Origin of the sequence: Stieleria tagensis (assembly GCF_024129865.1) — a bacterium.
Lineage (GTDB): Bacteria > Planctomycetota > Planctomycetia > Pirellulales > Pirellulaceae > Stieleria > Stieleria tagensis.
This window is the reverse complement of the sequence record NZ_JAMYFE010000023.1, coordinates 1-18275: the sequence shown is the minus strand read 5'-3', so window position 1 is coordinate 18275 and position 18275 is coordinate 1. Positions and strand designations below refer to the sequence as shown.

The following is an 18275-nucleotide window of genomic DNA, read 5'->3' as shown; positions in this document are numbered from 1 at the left end:
CGAATATTTGAAGGGTGGGGCTGGCAGGCATTGGATCGCCTGCGAGCGTGCGAATCGGAGTTTAGGCGGCAACCGGTGACGCCAGTTGCGCCTCGATCTGTTCGATCAATTCGCTAACGGCAAACGGTTTGCCTTGGACTTTGTTGAAGCCGATACAGTCGACTAAGTACTTCGCCCGCAGCAGCATTCGCAACTGGCCCATATTCAATTCGGGGACCAACACGCGATCGAAACCTTTCATCAGTTCACCCAGGTTTTTGGGGAACGGATTGATGTATCGCAAATGTGTATGGCTGACACGGTGTCCGGCTTGTTGGCACCGCTGCACGGCGGTGTGACAGGCACCGTAGGTTCCGCCCCACGATAACACCAGCAAATCACCACTGCTCTCCCCAAACACCTCCTGGTCGGGGATGCGGTCGGCGATGTTGGCAACCTTCGCCGCCCGGGTTTCCACCATGAATTGGTGGTTGGCCGGGTCATAGCTGACGTTGCCGGTTTCGTTTTCCTTTTCCAATCCACCCAGTCGGTGCATCAGTCCTTCGGTGCCTGGAATGGCCCATGGGCGAGCCAGGTTTTCATCACGCAGGTAGGGCAAGAACGGTTCCCCCGCTTCGATTCCGGCGGGATGTTCGATCTTGATGTGCGAGAGCGAATCCGTGGTCGGGATCTTCCAGGGCTCACTGCCGTTAGCAATGTAGCCGTCTGACAAGATCATCACTGGAACCATGCATTCGGTTGCGATCCGCCAGGCTTCGATGGCCATGTCAAAACAATCCGCGGGGGATTGTGGCGCGATGATCGGCAGCGGTGATTCGCCGTTACGGCCAAACATCGCTTGCAACAAATCGCTTTGCTCGGTTTTGGTCGGCAACCCCGTGCTGGGACCGCCGCGTTGGACGTTGATGACGATCATCGGCAGTTCCAACATCATCCCCAATCCCATCGCCTCGGCTTTGAGCGCGATCCCGGGACCACTGCTTGCGGTCACGGCCATCGTGCCGCCGAACGCCGCTCCGATGGTGGCGCACATCGCGGAGATTTCGTCTTCGGCTTGAAAGGTGCGCACACCAAAATTTTTGTGTTTGGTCAGTTCGTGCAAGATGTCACTGGCCGGCGTGATGGGATAGGTTCCATAGAACATATCCTTGTTGCTCAACCGGCTCGCCGCGACCAATCCCAATGCCAGGGCTTGGTTGCCCATGATGTTGCGATAGGTTCCGGGTTTCAGGTCGGCCGCATCGACTTGATAACTTTCGCCAAACGCTTCGGTGGTTTCGCCATACGCCCAACCGGCTCGCAGTGCGGTCACGTTGGCCGACGCAACATCGGGTTTGCGTCCGAATTTGTTCTCGATGAACCGCAGTGTCGGATCCAGCGATCGCCCGAACAACCAATACACCAATCCCATCGCAAAGAAGTTCTTGCAGCGGTCGGCAATTTTGGGGCTTAAACCGTGCTCGGAAACCGCCGTCCGGGTCAACTGAGTCATCGGGACTTTGATCAGCCGATAACTGTCATTGATCACGGTTGCGTCGAGCGGATTGGCGTCGACTTTGGCCAATTTGAAATCTTTCTCGGTAAAGCCGTCTTCGTTGGCGATCAGGATTCCGCCTTTGCGCAGATCCTGGATGTTGGTCACCATCGCCGCAGGGTTCATCACCACCAGCGCATCGAGGGTGTCGCCGGGCGTGAAAATTTCAGTTTGGGCGAATTGGACCTGGAAACCGCTGACACCGGCTCGCGTGCCTCGGGGGGCACGGATTTCCGCCGGAAAATCGGGGAACGTTGCGACATCGTTTCCCGCCAAGGCACTGGTATTGGTCAGCTGGGTACCCAGCAATTGCATTCCATCGCCGGAGTCGCCTGCCAAACGCACGGTGATTCCGGATACCGATTTGACTTCTTTTTTGGTCGTCATGAACAGAGTTTTCGTTTCGTCTGGCGGGTCCGCCTGAGTGTCCCCGTCACAGCAAGACCTGCTGGGACGATCGGCATCAAGCGCCAATACTTGATGCGAACGGACTGTAGGGGTTGTATCGAGTGTTCCAATTGAGAAACATTCGTCAAATTCTATAATTCGGTCGGCAAAACGTAATGACCCGGCGTGGTGAATCGGGCATTTTGCACAAGAAACGCCATCCCAACAGCGAGCTGGACTTGCAAATCGGGGGCTTTCATGCGGTTAGACCGCAATCCGGCCACCGGGTTGATAGCGAACTTCCATCATTTCGATTTTTTGGCTGGTCGCCTGCAACACTTCAAAGGCGGCGTCGCCGATTTCGAACGTGGCCCCCGATTCGGGGATTTTCCCCAGGCTGTTGAGCACCAATCCGGCGATGGTTTCGTAATCGTCGCTTTCCGGCAGCGTCCAGTGCAATCGATCGTTCAAATCATCGACCATCACCCGACCGCTGACGATCACCGTGGTTTCGTCAATCACGTCGAACCGCGTTTCTTCGTCCTCGTCGGATTCGTCAACAATTTCACCGACGATCTCTTCCAACGCATCCTCGATCGTCACCACGCCGGCGGTCTGCTGGAATTCATCCAGCACAATCGCCATGTGACTGCGACTGTGCAAGAACTCTCGCAACAGAGCATCCACACTGCGATCGACCGGAACGGTCCAGGCGTGACGCATCAAATCACTCAGCGGCCGCGCTGGCGTTTTGCCGTCACTTAGTTCAGGCAACAAATCCTTGACGTACAACACGCCCACCACCTGATCCAAGGTGCCATCATAGACCGGCAACCGCGTGCGACCCGAATCAATGACCTGCTGCATCACCACCGGCCAACTGTCACCGACTTCAACCGCATCGATGTCGCCGCGAACGGTCATGATATGGCCGACGGTGTCGTCCCCCAGGTCCATCACGTTTTGGATCATTTCCCGAACGCCGGGACCAAAGATGCCTCGGTTGGTCCCCGCCGCGATGATCGTGCGGATTTCATCTTCCAACAATTCCTCCGGCTCGTCCTCGTTCTCCTCTTGCCCCGACAATCGTCGCGTGATCGCTTCGATGATCTCTCCGGGCAGCGAGAACGGATTCATCACCGACGACAGCGATCGCCAGAACGGCCAGGTGTGATACAGCAGCGGCGCCGACGCGAACCGCGTGACGGCTTCGGGCAACCAGGAATGCACCGCCATCATCGAAAACATCGCCACCACACACCACACCGCCAATGAACCCAGCGTCCAGCTCATCGCCACCGCTTCGACGTCCTGCTTGTGGATGATCAGCGCCGCGGTGCCGGCAATCAGAAACAGCACGGTCCCGATCATCCGCAGGTACTCGCTACCGCGAATTGCCGCGTCCTGGTGTTCCAAGACCGATGTGAACCGCTCGCGTCGCTTTTTGAATCGACAAAACGCTTCCAGCGATCGGCCGGCAAACGAGTCCAGCAGTTCGGCGCCCAATCCGCCGATGCTGCTGAGCAAAAAACCGGCCATCGAGATCAACAAACAGGGCCAAAAACTAACCAACACTGGAACCCTCCGAAGAGGCCGACGCGTCGTCTGCCGTGGTCCGAACTCCCATCCGCTGGAGCACCGCGCGCTCGCTGCGACGCATCGCTTCGCGGTCGTCGGGGGCATGATCGTCCATCCCACCGATGTGCAACACACCGTGGATCACATACAGCAACAGTTCCTCGGCGACCGACCAATCGGCTTGATCGGCGTTTTCGGCCGCGGTGTCGATGCTGACCACCAATTCGCCTTCAAGCTGTCCGCCGTCGGCGCGATACATGAAACTGATCACGTCGGTGGGGTAATCGTGCGAGAGATGCCGCCGATTGATTTCATGGATCGACCGATCGTCCGTCACGCGAACACCGATCTCGCCGCTATCGAACCCGCGCTCGGCGGCCGCCAGCACAACGGCTTGAACGATTCGCTGATCTGTCAGATCAAGGCGTTGGCGCCAATCCTGGACGGGCGAGTCCCAGAGGATTTCAACCGTTAGCGGAGACGAGTCAGGATCGCTTGCTGGCCGCATTTGCTGCGGCGCTCCGGGATCAATCATGCAGGTTGTTGGCTGGGATATTTGACACGTGCGTGATAGATCGCTGTCAACGATTTGACCAGACTCTTACGCACCAGGTTCAATTGGCGGAACGTCAGCCCGCATTCGTCGAATTGACCATCGGCCATTTTCTTCTGTGCGATTCGATCGACCAGGTTCTGAATTCTAGCCGGTGTGGGATCGACCAGCGTACGGCTGGCGCTTTCCACGGTGTCGGCCAGCATCATCACGGCCGCTTCTAGTGTTTGCGGTTTCGGTCCGGGATAGCGAAAGTCTTTGTCACTGACTTGTTTTTCGTTCGGATTGTCTTCGCTGCGTTTGGCCGCTTCGTTAAAGAAGTACTCGACCAGCGTGGTGCCGTGGTGCTGCATGATCAAATCGATGATCGGCTGCGGCAAATGGTGATTGCGAGCCAAATCCGCACCGTCCTTGACGTGTGCAATGATCACCAACGTGCTCATCGCCGGCTGCAGCGAATCATGTTGATTGACACCGCTTTGGTTTTCGATGAAGTATTCCGGCTTGAACATCTTGCCGATGTCATGGAAATAGGCGCCCACCCGAACCAATAAACCATTCGCGCCGATCGAATCCGCGGCGGCTTCGGCGATCGATGCCACATTGATACTGTGGTTGTAAGTCCCCGGTGCCCGCTGTGCCAAACGTCGCAGCAACGGATGGCTGGCATCACTCAGACTCAACAGACTTAGATCCGTCTGAACCCCGAACACTTTCTCAATCAGTGGCAACACGGGCGTCAATGCGGCAGCACTGACGACGATAAAGGCTCCCGCGCGCAGCCCTTCCTGAATCAGGACTTTCAAGACGTCCAAAAACGGAGTCGCCGTCGGTGGAGCCGCTTGCAAATCCGAGCCCACCCCCACCGAAACGGTCATGGTTTCACCGGCAACGATCCCCACGCCGACCACCGTCAATATCGTGACCGCAGCAGAAACAGCACCGACAAACAACAGGTGGCTGTGCGAACGAATTCGACCGGACAACAGCGTGGCACTGGTCGTCGCCGCGGTCAGCATCACCAGGTGTCGCAGGTCTTCGTTCAAAAACAGCGTCACGCTAATACATGCCGCGGACATCAACAGCAGCGCCAGATCACGCCCATAGACGATCGCGGTAATGATCGATGCGACCACCAACGGCGCCAGCTCACTGCGATACTGGTCGCTGGCGACCCAAAAACTGATCCCGATCGTGCAGACGAACAGCAACAACAGCTTGGATAGTTTGACCCGGTCCAGCACCAACGAACGGTCATCGACGAACACGATGTACGAACCGCACAACAAGTACAGCGCCGCAATCATGCCGGCATAGGCCAACGTGCGGGCGATGCGATCGGTGGTCCCGCGGTATTTGGTCCACTGCACGTGTTCCTGCCTCAGCAGACGCAGTTCATCCGGTTCAAGCGGTTCACCGGCATCGGCCAGCTCGCTTTTTCCCGCATGAAACTTCTTCATCACCGGCGGCACACTGGCGGCAATCTCGGCTCGCGCCTTCTCACTGGCTTCGTCGTCATAGGTCAGCGTCACGTACTCGGGCAAATGAGCATCGATCCACTTACTGATCATCTTGGCGACCAAGCGTGCCTGATCCACGTCGACTTCACCGCCGAACAGACGCCGGAATTCCTCGGCCAACATCTTGTCGATCTTTGGTTGCATGAGCGCAATCTGCACGTCATCGACTTTGACATGCACGGCGTCCGAGGGATCCGTCGTGTAGACGCGAATCTCGCGCTGGCTGCCCTGTTCGGGGGCATGCTTGAGCGACTGCAGCAAACCATTTTTAAATTCGTCGGTTGTCAGGGTCCGGAACGCCGTGTCCAGCTTTTCCAGTTCTTTGTCGCCCCCCAAGACGGCTTTGATCGCGTTGAACTTGTCTGATGCCGACGGTTCACCGTCACCGGCTGATTCGGGCGTGACCGGAACCGAATCGGCAAACTCGGCGAACGCGCTGCTCTGTTCGGTGCCCATCTCCTGTAGCGATGCGGCATGCAGGATCACAAGCAGGCGGTTTTTCAATCTGGCGCGCAGTTGCTGCAGTGATGCCAACCGGTTGTGATAGAAAACGGGCAACTCGCGGACTTTCTTTAGCCGCTGCGCCTCGGAATCGATCTCGTCTTCGACTTCAAAATCGACGCGTGCGATCACAGACCGCATCGGTATGGTGCCGCTGCGAAAGGCAAACCGCGGCTCCCAGGCGCGACAGACCACCAGCAATGCCACGGCGGCAAACACGCCAATGGCGATCCGCACCGCCCAATCCGCTTTGTCGCTGTCAATCCACCATTGAACAAACTTCGGCTTGGGGATCCCAAGCGATTCAATGCGCTCTTGACGCGTACGCGTTTTGTTTTGGCCGTTCATCACTGCGGAAACGCAGCACCCCGATTCGGACGGGGCGCTAGCGATCCATGGTTCCCTCGGCACTATTACGTGGAGTCATCTCGCCGCCGATCATGCGCACGCTGGCGCGTCGCGGTCTGGTGTTCGAGGTCGTGGTGGGTTCTTCGGTTTCTTCATACGCTTCCACGATCCGCTGGACCAATCGATGCCGCACAATGTCTTCGCCGGTCAATCGGATCACTCCGATCGCCTTGATCCGGCTTAAACGACGAATCGCATCTCGCAAACCACTGGTCACGCCGCGCGGCAGGTCCAATTGTGTCGCATCACCACTGACAACCATCTTGCTGCCTTCGCCCATCCGCGTCAAAAACATTTTCATCTGAGCAATGGTCGTGTTCTGGGCTTCGTCCAGGATGATGAAAGCGTCGTTCAACGTCCGCCCCCGCATATAGGCCAGCGGGATCACTTCGATCACTTCTTGCTCCATCAATTCGCGAGCCCGGTCATAGTCAACCATCTCGCCGAGCGCATCCAACAGCGGTCGCAGATAGGGGTTCAATTTGGCGCGCAGGTCGCCCGGCAAAAAACCCAGACTCTCACCGGCTTCGACGGCCGGTCGCACCAACACGATCTTGCGAATCTGACCGGCCTTGAGCGCTTCAACCGCCGTGGCGACGGCCAAATAGGTTTTTCCGCAGCCAGCCGGACCGGTGGCAAAGGTCAGGTCATATTGACGGATCGCATCGACATATTTCGCTTGGCCTTCGGTCCGGGGCCGAATTCGACGACCGACATGTTGGATCGCAATGTCGTCGCTATTGCTGACCTTGGGTTTTCCGGTCGCCGCCGAGCCTTCCTTTGTTTTGACCGTCGCCCCCTCTTCGGTCGCCAACGTCGCGACGTCGTCGCCACTGATGCCGCCGTGCTTTTGAATCTGATGGCGAAGCTTTTCCAGCGTTCGCAGGGCGCCAGACACATTGTCACCCTCACCAGCAATTCGCACACGCCCATTGCGATGTGTGATTGTGACGTCAAATAACTGCCGCAACTTTCGAAGATGTTGATCCCGCGGCCCGAACAGTTGCAACAACTCGTCAGGCTCACTGACCATTAATGTGGCTTCAGTCATTCAGTTGGGCCGACCCCTCGGCCATGTGGTTGGTTTGATCCATCGAGATCAACGGAGGTTGAAATCAGCCTGTGCCGGTCGACCGGCAGCCCAGGATCAGAATTCAATTTGACAATCGTATCGACTTCACCGCTAGAAGCCACCGCATTATTACCCACCAACGCCTGCCGCGAAGCAGAAAAATGCTGGCACACTCGCTGCAATCAAGGAGTCAGTGACGTCCCACACCCCCCCCAAACCGGGCAGCAGGTGACCACTGTCCTTGACTCCCGAATCGCGTTTGAACAGCGATTCAGCCAAATCTCCCATCATTCCGGTGATCGCCAGCGTTGGCCCCAACACCAGCGCCCCCAACCATGGCTGTGCCAACAGTCCGGAAAGTCCGGTTTTAAGGGGCGTTTGGATCGTGGGGAACAGGTAACTTAGGCACAGGTAGGCGACCAGGGTCGACGCCAGGATGCCGCCAAAGGCCCCTTCGATCGTTTTCCCCGGTGACAGACGCGGAATCAATTTATGACGCCCGAAAGCCCGACCAGAAAAGTAGGCCCCTGCATCGGCCACTTTGGTGACCATGATCATCGTGACCAGCGCCGCTAAACCGAACCGGCCCGCCGTCGAGTCGCAATGCATCGATCGCAGCGCGGTCAGCATCGCCATCGGTATCCCCACATACATCGAGACAAACACCGAGGAACAGGTTCGGTCGATAGCCCGCCCCAAGGCCACGGAGGGTTCGCGGCCGTAGTCGCGCATCTCGGACAACAAGATCACAAAGATCGCCAAAACGGCTGCCAAGACGATCCAGCCCAATCGGCCAATCGGGCAATCACCCGGATAGCCCGATTCGCTGATGGCCCACAAGAACGGAACCGCCGCCGACACCGCAATGATCGCTGCACCAGTGACCGCATTGCCGCGCTGAATCGAGTGTCCTGCGGTTCTCAGCATCGTCGCCATTTCCCAGGACGTTCCGATGGTGAAAAACAGCAACAGCGGCAGCAACCAAATGCCTTCGGCCCCCGGCGGAGAAACGGTCCGGTCCAAGAACAGCAACCCCAACACCAGCGCGATCAATACCGCACTCGTCCGCAACCGGTCTCGTAGCATGGGCCGCCTTTTTCCTTCCCTACTGGCCGACTGAAAGACCACCAAAGCGGCGATCGCGTGAAACAAAACTCTCGAGCGCCGATTCAAACTCGCGGCGGCTAAATTCGGGCCAACAGGTCTCGGTCATCCAAAACTCGGCATAACTGAGCTGCCACAACAAGAAATTGCTGACGCGCAACTCGCCGCCGGTGCGAATCATTAAATCGACATCCGGTAACCCAGCGGTGTAGAGCCTGCTGGAGATCATTTCTTCGTCGATTTCGGATTCGTTGATCTTTCCGTCGCGGACGTCTTGGCACAGCAAACGCACCGCCGACGTGATCTCGTCGCGGCCGCCGTAATCGATCGCCAGCACCAGTTCGGTACCGTTGTTGCCCGCCGACATCTCCAGCGTCTTGTCCATTTCCGCCAGCACACCGGCTGGCAAGCGGTCACGCCGTCCAATGACCTTTAAACGCAAACCGTTGTCCATGATCATCTGGCGTTCATCGACCAGGTACTGTTGCAGCAGGTGCATCAGAAACTCCAGCTCCGCCTGCGGCCGTTTCCAGTTCTCACTGGACAGGCAATACAGCGTCACCGCGGCGATCCCTAGCTCGGTACAGGTCTCGCTGATCATGCGAACGGTATCGACACCGCGACGATGGCCTTCGATTCGCTCCAGGCCGCGGGCTTGCGCCCAACGCCCGTTGCCATCCATGATAATGGCAACGTGACGCGGCAGCGTCTTTTGCGGCGCGGCGGTGGTTGCCGTCGCGGGTTTCAAATCAGCTGCGGATTTCAAATCAGAACCGTCTGCGTTCATCGATCGATCACACTCCGATCGGTTGCAAATTTAACTCGCCCGACTGCTTGGTAAAAATCGTCTGAGCCCGATCGGGGCCAACCGAAAGCACACCGACAGGAATCCCCACCAGTTCTTCGATCCGACGCACATACGCCAATGCACCGGCGGGGAAGTCTTCCTCCCTACGCACGTCGTCGACCGGTTGTTTCCAGCCGGGGATGGTTTCGTAGATCGGTTTGCAACGACGCAGTTCTTCGCTGTGGCTGGGGAACCGCGTGATCCGCTCGCCATCAAGCTCATACGCCACACAAACCTTTAGCTCGTCCAGATGGGCCAGGACGTCCATCATCATCAACGCCAACCGTGTCACACCACTCAGCCGCGCAGTGTAGCGAACCGCCACGGCATCGAACCAACCACAACGCCGCGGACGGCCTGTGGTGGTGCCGAATTCATTGCCCAAGGTGCGAATGCGGTCTCCGGTTTCATCCTCTAATTCGGTCACAAATGGGCCGCCACCGACGCGGGTGCTGTAGGCCTTGCAAACACCCAGCACGGTGTTGATCCAGCGAGGCGGCACGCCAGCTCCGGCACAGACACCGACTCCGCTGCTGTTGCTGCTGGTGACAAATGGGTAGGTGCCATGGTCGATGTCCAGCAGCGCGCCCTGGGCGCCTTCGAACAAAATTCGCTTGTCGGCTTCGGCGGCATCCAACAACAAATCGGTGGTGTCGCCGATCATGCCCCGCAACCGATCGCCCCACCGCGCCGCTTGAGCGACAACCGTTTCGACGGCAACCGATTCCAGTTCTTCGTCCGAAGCGCCCATGGTCCGCAGAATCGCCAATTTCTGCTGCGCAACGGTGGCGATCCGTTCGTCTCGATTGGACTGGACCAAATCGATCATGCGAATCGCGTGGGTCCGCCCGACCTTGTCGCGATAACAGGGGCCGATGCCGCGGTTGGTGGTGCCGATCGATTCGCCGCGGACGGCGGTCGCATTGATTTGTCGGTCTTCGGCCATGTGCCAGGGCATCACCAGGTGCGCCCGCTCGCTGACCAGCAAGTTGTCGTCACAGTGAATACCGCGTTTGTCCAAACCATCCATTTCCGCAATCATCGTTTCCGGATTGATCACGACACCGGGGGTGATCAGATTCTGGACCCCCGAATGTAGAATGCCGCTCGGAATATGATGCAGCTTGTACACCTCCTCGCCGACCACCACGGTGTGCCCCGCATTGGCACCGCCTTGGTAGCGAACAACTAGGTCAAACTGCGAGGCCAGCAAATCAACTAATTTGCCTTTCGCCTCGTCTCCCCACTGCAAACCGATGACGCAAGTTCCCGACACCAGAATCACTCCGATTAGTTGACATGGCCGGGAGACAGCGTTTCCCCGGCGCGTAATCCAAGAGCCTAAACCTGATCCAGCCGTAAGGCAACGGGAGAGGGCTGTTTCTCACCCGATCGATCGAACCCGCTCTCGTCAGCCACGTCCTGATGTCTATACTCCCCGGCAGGCTGCTTGCGGCAGCCGTGCGAACGTGAAACTCGTCCCCCTTATGGCGGCCTGATGTCGGACTACAACCTGACCCACCTGAAACAACTGGAAGCAGAAAGCATCCATATCTTCCGTGAAGTCGCGGCAGAATTCCAAAATCCTGTGATGCTCTACAGCATCGGCAAGGATTCTTCGGTGCTGCTTCATCTGGCGCTCAAAGCGTTTGCGCCGGCCAAACCGCCCTTTCCGCTGCTGCACGTCGATACGACCTGGAAATTCAAAGAGATGTACGAGTTCCGCGATAATTATGTCGCCAAAGAACTCGGTTTAGACCTGATCGTCCACATCAACGAAGAAGGCCTGAAACACGACATCAAGCCCTGGGAAGACAGCGAGCGGCACACCGAATTGATGAAAACCGATGCCCTCAAAGCCGCTTTGGACAAACACGGCTTCGATGCGGCCTTTGGCGGCGCCCGCCGCGACGAAGAAAAATCGCGAGCCAAAGAGCGTGTGTTTAGCTTCCGCGACAAGGGCCACCGCTGGGATCCCAAAAACCAGCGTCCCGAATTGTGGAACCTCTACAACACCCGAGTGAACAAAGGCGAATCGATCCGTGTTTTCCCGATGAGCAACTGGACGGAGTTGGATGTTTGGCAATACATCCACTTGGAAAAGATTCCCATTGTGCCGCTGTATTTGTCGGAAAAACGCCGCGTCGTCAATCGCGATGGCGTGTTGCTGCTACGCAATGACGATCGCATGCCATTGCTGGAGGGCGAGGTCGAGGAAGAAAAAATGGTGCGGTTCCGCACACTGGGCTGCTACCCGTTGTCGGGCGCGGTCGAATCCGACGCGACGGATTTGGTCGACGTGATTCAAGAAATGCTGTTGACCACCACCAGTGAACGCCAAGGCCGCGTGATCGACCAGGACGAAGGCGGCGTCGGAATGCAGAAGAAAAAAGAACGCGGCTACTTCTAACGCCTGCTTCAATAGCGCCCCGTCAGCGATTGGCATCGCTCCACCACACCGTCACCCGTCATCCTCTCCCAGTTCGCTCTCATGTCGCACCAGTCAGACCTAATCGCCACCGACATCAACGCTTACCTCAAACAGCACGAGAACAAGCAACTGCTGCGGTTCATCACCTGCGGCAGTGTTGACGACGGCAAGAGCACCTTGATCGGGCGACTGCTGTACGATTCGAAACTGGTCTACGAAGACGAATTGGCCAAGGTCCAAAACGACTCGGCCAAACACGGTTCGACCGGTGGTAATTTTGACCCCTCGCTATTCATGGACGGGCTGAAGGAAGAACGCGAGCAAGGCATCACGATCGATGTCGCCTACCGCTACTTCAGTACAGCGAAACGCAAATTCATCATCGCCGACACCCCGGGTCATGAACAATACACCCGTAACATGGCCACCGGTGCGTCGACGGCCGACCTGGCAATCCTGATGATCGACGCCCGCCACGGCGTGATGACGCAAACCAAGCGTCACTCGTTCATCGTCTCGCTGCTGGGGATTCGGCACGTCGTTGTCGCGATCAACAAGATGGACTTGATCGATTACGACCAATCCAAATTCGAAGCCATCTGCGACGACTATCGCTCCTTCGCCACACGTCTGGATTTGCCCGACTTGCATTTCATTCCCATCAGCGCCCTTAACGGCGACAACGTCGTCGACCGCAGCAAGTCGATGGACTGGTACGGCGGAACAACGCTGATGAACTTTCTGGAATCGGTCTACATCGGCAGCGACCGCAATCTGCAAGACTTCCGGATGCCGGTGCAATTGGTCAATCGCCCCAACCTGGATTTCCGCGGCTTCTGCGGCACGATCGCATCGGGCATCATCCGCCCGGGTGAGGAAATCATGGTGTTGCCGAGCAAGCAAAAATCCAAGGTCAAGTCGATCGTGACCTATGACGGCGATCTAGACGAGGCGTTCGCGCCGCTGTCGATCACGTTGACGCTGGAAGACGAAATCGATGCCTCTCGCGGCGACATGATCGTTCGCCCCGGCAACCTGCCCAAGTCGCGCGACTCGATCGAAGCCATGTTGGTGTGGATGGGCGAAGAAGCAATGGTGCCGGGCAAAACCTATCTGTTCAAACACACCACCCAATCCATCCCTGGCACCATCGACACGCTGAACTACAAAGTCGACGTGAACACGCTGCACCGCAGTCCCGCGCCGGAACTGGAACTCAATGCCATCGGCCGCGTCGGCATCACCCTGTCGGCGCCAATCCACTTTGACGCCTACCGCCGCAATCGCTCCACCGGTGCCTTTATCGTCATCGACCGGATCAACAACACCACTGTCGCTGCCGGCATGATCCTGGACAAAGCCGGTGATGGTCATTCGAAATCAGTCTGGGACGAAGAAACCCAAGACTCCGGTAGCGATTCTCAAACCGTTTCCGAAGTCAGCTCGGACGAACGCACCGCGCGTTACGGTCAACAACCGGCGACGATCCTGCTGACCGGATTGACCGGATCCGGTAAATCAACGATCGGCCGAGCCCTGGAGCGAAAGCTGTTTGACAGCGGCCGCGCCGTCTCGGTGATCGACGGCGAACAGGTCCGTAAAGGCCTCTCGCGAGGACTCGGGTTTAGCGTCGAAGATCGCAGCGAAAACCTCCGCCGCAGCGCTCACCTGGCTCACACGCTCAATCAAGCCGGACTGATCTGTGTCGCCTGCTTTGTCGCCCCCAGTGACGACGTCCGCAAGAAAGTCGCCCGTGTGATCGGCGAAGACCGTTTCTTGGTCGTGCACGTCGCCACGCCTTTGGAAGTCTGTCGTCAGCGCGACAGCAAAGGTCAATACGCCCAAGCCGACGAAGGAGCGTTGCTGAACTTCCCCGGTGTCACAGCCGACTACGACGCCCCCCAAGACGCCGACGTCACCGTCGATGCATCCACACAGTCCATCGACGAGTGCGTCAATCAAATCATCGACGCCCTCCGCTCCAAGTCGATCATCAAATAGCACCACCGGCGGGCAACTCACTGATTCAGTGCCAAAGTAAAACCGGGGTAGGTGTTGGCAGTGGAAATGGGTCGAGGGAGTGGATGGCGGGAGGCGGAAAGTGGTAGATTGACAGAAAAATAGGGGGCAAAAAATTTCAGTGCTGGCGTCGGCGCGTTTAGAAGGTGAGACGGTGTGGGGCGATGTTGACCCAACTTCAACCGGCATTCGATCGCCGCATTGAAAGAAACAGCTTTCCCATTTTTCTGCCCCTCATTTTTCTGGCAGACATTACTCCGCCACTTCTACGCTCTGCCGGATTTCTCGTTAGATTCTCTTCCGACGACTGCAAAAACAAGTTTGTCGAATTTCCTGGGCCTGAACGGGTTTCGACCATCTTGAGCGTTTCTGATCAAGCCGTCTCTGGCAGCCACCAATCTGATCTCACAAGTCTTTCGAATGCAGCGTTCAGCGGCTTGCGGCTGCGTGCGTCAAATCGAGTGCAGGTGTTGTCGCGGTGCAACGGCATGTGAAGTGCAGTGGATGTCTGCGAACATGTCCATTCGTCTCTCGAAACTTCTGGATCCGCCAGCCATGCAAGTCCTCACCACCCACTGCCCATACTGCAAGCACCAAGTCGACAGCACGATTGAACATATCGATGGTCCCGTCGTGTGCCCCGGTTGCAAGAAACCGTTCGAAATCGAAATGCCGACAGCGGTGGTCAGCTCGGTGAATGAGGTTGATGAGACGAAGATGGACAAGAGGCAGATGGCGGCAGAGCCCGAGGAACGCACGCTGCTGCAGGTCCACCCCGTTGTGTTTCGTGCCAGACCGATCAAAACACTCGTCTTGGGAACCGTCTTTTTGGTCGCCGCCGCCCTGATGATCTTGTCGGTGACCGAGACGTCTATTGCGGGCTATTCATTCGCCGAAACAACAAAACTCGGCCCGGCTTCGTTGCTGACCTGGGCCTGTGCCATCACGTTGCTGTTGATCGTCGGTACCGTCGGATACTGGATTCTACTCAGCCAGTTCACGACCCTGACGGTGACAAGCGACCGAACAATTTTTCAGAAAGGGCTGATTGCGCGTGAGACCTCTGAAGTCCAACACGACGACGTTCGCAATATTCAACTCGACCAAACCTTTTTGCAACGCATGCTGGGCGTCGGCGGCATAGGTATCTCCAGTTCAGGCCAGGATGATCTGGAAGTGGTTGCGAAGCGACTTCCCCACCCCGAGCACATCATCGATCGGATTCGCCAAAACCAGGGCTAAGGCAGTCACTCAGGCCGGCGGCAAGACGTTGGAGGCTGGGTGAGGTGACCTGAGTTTGAGACCGTCGGCATGGATCGAAGACCAACCCTCGTTTCGGATCCTGCACACCAGCTAGCGGCAAACAGGCCTGCGAAACTGCCGCCCGTCGGAATCACGCGACCGGCCTTCTCCAACAGAGAATTTGAGTATCAGCTCGTCCGCTCAAATCGCTAGCCCCTGTTCATGCTTGATAGAGAACCAATGCCGACACCGCCGTGCGTTCACGCGATGTCAAATGCTTGTTGGTTCGGCCCTGTTCGTAGTCAAGGAGCACCCCATGACGGCGCCCAATTGTCTGTGTTGCCATCGTTTACAGTGATCGTGTTGACGTCTGACCCGTCGGCTCGCATGATGCAAATGTCCATCGGTGGTGATTTCCCATCAGAACGTGCAAATGCGATCCACTGGCCGTCAGGTGACCATGTGGGTTCAGAATCCCTCGCGTCATTGTTTGTCAAATTAACAAATGCCGATCCATCGCGATTCATGATGCACACTTCCAGATTCCCGAAGTCGCGACCACTTGCCATTGCGACCCGTTTGCCATCTGGCGAACATGCTGGCGCATGGTCAGTTCCCTGTGCATTGGTGAGGTTGATTGGGTTTGATCCGTCAATCGAAATCTCGAAAATGTCTCGGTTCCCAGTCATCGTTGATTCGAACACGATCCGCTCGTTATCGGGACACCAGCAGGGAAGCCAGTGATAGCCTTCCGATCTCGTCAGCTGTCGAACATCCGATCCATCGGATTTCATAGTATAGATCTGCGAGGACGAGCGGTCTTGATTCCACGCCTGGAATGCAATGTGTGCTGCATCCGGCGACCACGTGGGTGCTTCCGCCTGCATCTCCGCAGGAGTCAGGATCTTCAGTTTGCTGCCGTCCGGGTTGCATACACAAATGCGTTTTTTTGCAGTGAACGCAATTGCCTTGCTGTCGGGTGACCATGATGGTTGATCTTCTCCGGGTCTGTCTTCGTTGTCAGTTAACGGTCGCAGATCCGATCCGTCAGGATTCATCAAAAAGATTTTCCTGTTCCCGCTATCCCCGAAATCACCTCGAACAAAAGCGATCCTGCCAACGGGTTGGACCTGTTCAGCGTATAGCGATCGCGTTGCGCAACACGCGATTGCCCCTGTGCTGATTGAGAGCAGTTCTCGTCGATTTAATCGGCTCGCCTGCATGGTGCATCTCCCTCGTGTTTGTGGCTGTGGCCGAACGACCGGCCTCACTCGCAGCCTTCGTGTGGATGGCATGGTTCCACATTCTACACGTCACCGGTCGATCCAGGGGAACGTTAAACCACGAAGGACGCGAATGTGCATCCGTGTCTATCTGTGGCAACCTCTGCTTGCTCGATACGATGAACGGCGGCGATGACCGAGTCGCGACGGACACCTAAAAGGGGCTGGGGGTTTTATTTCCTCCTCCGTGCCTTTGTGCCTCTGTGAGAGCCCCCGGACCAATCGGTCTCACGGAGGCACCAAGGCTCGGAGAATCAATGTTGATCCAAACAAAGCGATTGAAGACCACCCCTCGTTTCGGATGCTTCGTTGGTGTGGAGGATTTATCCGACCAAGCATGACGCGTTCTCCTTTCGATCCCGTCGGATGAATCCTCCACACCAACGACGGCAAACAGGTTTGCGAAACTGCCGCCCGTCGGCATCACGCAACCGGTCTGCGCAGTCGCTGGTCGATCAGCGAGAAACGGACTTCCAAGCGTCAGTCACCTCGCTTCAAAACGCCACAACCCGCTCCCACATGCCTGGGTTCACTCAAGCGAGTTCCTGCAGATCCAGTCACACGCGGCACAAAAGGTCGCCCTCCGCACCGCAGCATCGGGTGCAAATCCCAATGGGGCGTCGCCGACTCCGGCCTTCTTGAACAGAGAATTTGAGCATCGGCTCGTCCGCTCAAATAGCCAGCCCCTCTTCAAAATCGATAGAGAACCAATGCCAACACCGCCGTGCTTTCACGCGATGTCAAATTCTTATTGGTTTTCGCTGGCGTCCTTGCGATTATCGCGAAGGTGGCCGTCGAGAAAACGGACGATCTGCTGTCGATATTGTATCGGATCGTCGCGGAAGAGGTCCACGTGTGCAGCACCATCGACCAACCAAAGGTGTTTGGGCTCTGCTGCGGCGGAGAACATTGCGTGCGTTTCCGATTCGGTGGTGTGTTGGTCCTCAGTTCCGGATGCAACGCATACCGGACATTGGATGTCAGGTATGTGGTCGATAGGACGAAGCTCAGTTGGCGATATGCCTAGACGAGGTTGGAGTTGGATGAGTAGCAGCGACGCAGGAATTGATGAAAGCGGACCAAGTTTAGCGGCGACACGATTGTGGATGGCGTCGTGAATGTTCGGGTAGACCGATTCGAGCACGAGAGCGTCGATGTCTAAAGGCGACGCCAATAGAGCCGCCGCGCCACCAAGCGAAACGCCAATAACGCCGATCGGTTCGTCTGGGTGTTCGCGTCGTGCGAACTCAACAGCTGCACGAACGTCGTGTTGTTCGAGGTATCCAACGGTGATTACGTCTCCAGGACTCTCGCCGTGTGCCTGGAGGTCAATCATCACCGTCGCATACCCCGCGTCATGAAGCATCCGAGCGCGGTCCAACATCGACAGGCGCGACCCACGTATGCCATGGAGCAATACGATCACACCGTTGCTGGAATTTGGCTGGGTGTGCCAACCCGAAATCAGAGAACCAGAATCGCTGTTCATTGTGAACGCGGTTGCGTTCAGTTCGCGTGGTGGATCACCAATTACACGAGGGTTTGGTGCGACGAGTGCGCCAGCGACAAACCATGACACTATCAATCCGGCGACGATCAAGCACAACGTGACGATCATAGCACGGCGGATCATTAGTTTTCGTCGTGAGGGTGGCGTCAATGTTCCGGTTTCCTCGTCCAGCGAACGTCCGGGATCAGCGGGGGGCGGGAGTTGACATTGATCTCACCAAAAACCGCTCCACCGCCACTCCGGGCGAGTAGACCGGGGTCTCTTCGGTTTAGGTTAGGGTTTGTGT

General features: G+C 57.1%; 12 protein-coding genes. 3 read left to right on the top strand and 9 right to left on the bottom strand.

Going from position 1 to position 18275, the window contains the following annotated elements:
- Positions 1-61 precede the first annotated feature (61 nt).
- The 8 genes from NHH03_RS04145 to NHH03_RS04110 form a co-directional block, all read right to left on the bottom strand.
- Positions 62-1921 (bottom strand): 2-oxoacid:acceptor oxidoreductase subunit alpha, encoded by a 1860-nt coding sequence (locus tag NHH03_RS04145; RefSeq protein WP_253154483.1) that lies wholly within the window; start codon positions 1919-1921, stop codon positions 62-64.
- Between the two features lie 264 nt (positions 1922-2185).
- Positions 2186-3460 carry a hemolysin family protein gene (locus NHH03_RS04140; protein ID WP_253154482.1) on the bottom strand — a complete coding sequence of 425 codons (1275 nt, stop codon included), beginning with the start codon at positions 3458-3460 and terminating at the stop codon, positions 2186-2188.
- 25 nt (positions 3461-3485) lie between these two features.
- Entirely contained in the window at positions 3486-4034 is a 549-nt protein-coding gene (gene ybeY / locus NHH03_RS04135; protein ID WP_253154481.1) for an rRNA maturation RNase YbeY, read from the bottom strand.
- On the bottom strand, positions 4031-6421 hold the full coding sequence (locus NHH03_RS04130; protein ID WP_253154480.1) for an HD family phosphohydrolase: 2391 nt from the start codon (positions 6419-6421) through the stop codon (positions 4031-4033). The genes ybeY and NHH03_RS04130 overlap by 4 nt, the downstream gene beginning before the upstream one ends.
- A 37-nt stretch (positions 6422-6458) precedes the next feature.
- Positions 6459-7532, bottom strand: coding sequence for a PhoH family protein (locus NHH03_RS04125; RefSeq protein WP_253154479.1), 1074 nt, complete (start codon positions 7530-7532; stop codon positions 6459-6461).
- Positions 7533-7682: 150 nt separating this feature from the next.
- On the bottom strand, positions 7683-8639 hold the full coding sequence (locus NHH03_RS04120) for a phosphatidate cytidylyltransferase (protein ID WP_253154478.1): 957 nt from the start codon (positions 8637-8639) through the stop codon (positions 7683-7685).
- A gap of 19 nt (positions 8640-8658) precedes the next feature.
- Positions 8659-9444, bottom strand: a complete 786-nt coding sequence (locus NHH03_RS04115) for an isoprenyl transferase (RefSeq protein ID WP_261364076.1) — start codon at positions 9442-9444, stop codon at positions 8659-8661.
- Between the two features lie 7 nt (positions 9445-9451).
- A complete protein-coding gene (locus tag NHH03_RS04110; RefSeq protein ID WP_253154477.1) occupies positions 9452-10780 on the bottom strand; it encodes an adenylosuccinate synthase in 1329 nt (442 codons plus the stop codon).
- Positions 10781-11002: 222 nt separating this feature from the next.
- On the opposite strand from NHH03_RS04110, the gene cysD reads away from it, so the two are divergent.
- The 3 genes from cysD to NHH03_RS04095 all read left to right on the top strand — a co-directional run bounded on the left by cysD (position 11003) and on the right by NHH03_RS04095 (position 15196).
- Positions 11003-11914, top strand: a complete 912-nt coding sequence (gene cysD / locus NHH03_RS04105; protein ID WP_253154476.1) for a sulfate adenylyltransferase subunit CysD — start codon at positions 11003-11005, stop codon at positions 11912-11914.
- 81 nt (positions 11915-11995) lie between these two features.
- Positions 11996-13936 (top strand): sulfate adenylyltransferase subunit CysN, encoded by a 1941-nt coding sequence (cysN, locus tag NHH03_RS04100; RefSeq protein ID WP_253154475.1) that lies wholly within the window; start codon positions 11996-11998, stop codon positions 13934-13936.
- 534 nt (positions 13937-14470) lie between these two features.
- Positions 14471-15196, top strand: a complete 726-nt coding sequence (locus NHH03_RS04095; protein ID WP_253154474.1) for a PH domain-containing protein — start codon at positions 14471-14473, stop codon at positions 15194-15196.
- A gap of 2031 nt (positions 15197-17227) precedes the next feature.
- Here NHH03_RS04095 and NHH03_RS04090 read toward each other — a convergent pair.
- Complete coding sequence (locus NHH03_RS04090) at positions 17228-18112, bottom strand: alpha/beta hydrolase (protein WP_253154473.1); 885 nt, start codon at positions 18110-18112, stop codon at positions 17228-17230.
- Positions 18113-18275: the final 163 nt, after the last annotated feature.

Coding starts and splice junctions, on each gene's coding strand:
- NHH03_RS04145 (WP_253154483.1), bottom strand. CDS start 1,921: ATGACGACCAAAAAAGAAGTCAAATCGGTATCCGGAATCACCGTGCGT.
- NHH03_RS04140 (WP_253154482.1), bottom strand. CDS start 3,460: ATGGCCGGTTTTTTGCTCAGCAGCATCGGCGGATTGGGCGCCGAACTG.
- ybeY (WP_253154481.1), bottom strand. CDS start 4,034: ATGATTGATCCCGGAGCGCCGCAGCAAATGCGGCCAGCAAGCGATCCT.
- NHH03_RS04130 (WP_253154480.1), bottom strand. CDS start 6,421: ATGAACGGCCAAAACAAAACGCGTACGCGTCAAGAGCGCATTGAATCG.
- NHH03_RS04125 (WP_253154479.1), bottom strand. CDS start 7,532: ATGACTGAAGCCACATTAATGGTCAGTGAGCCTGACGAGTTGTTGCAA.
- NHH03_RS04120 (WP_253154478.1), bottom strand. CDS start 8,639: ATGCTACGAGACCGGTTGCGGACGAGTGCGGTATTGATCGCGCTGGTG.
- NHH03_RS04115 (WP_261364076.1), bottom strand. CDS start 9,444: ATGAACGCAGACGGTTCTGATTTGAAATCCGCAGCTGATTTGAAACCC.
- cysD (WP_253154476.1), top strand. CDS start 11,003: ATGTCGGACTACAACCTGACCCACCTGAAACAACTGGAAGCAGAAAGC.
- cysN (WP_253154475.1), top strand. CDS start 11,996: ATGTCGCACCAGTCAGACCTAATCGCCACCGACATCAACGCTTACCTC.
- NHH03_RS04095 (WP_253154474.1), top strand. CDS start 14,471: ATGTCCATTCGTCTCTCGAAACTTCTGGATCCGCCAGCCATGCAAGTC.
- NHH03_RS04090 (WP_253154473.1), bottom strand. CDS start 18,112: ATGATCCGCCGTGCTATGATCGTCACGTTGTGCTTGATCGTCGCCGGA.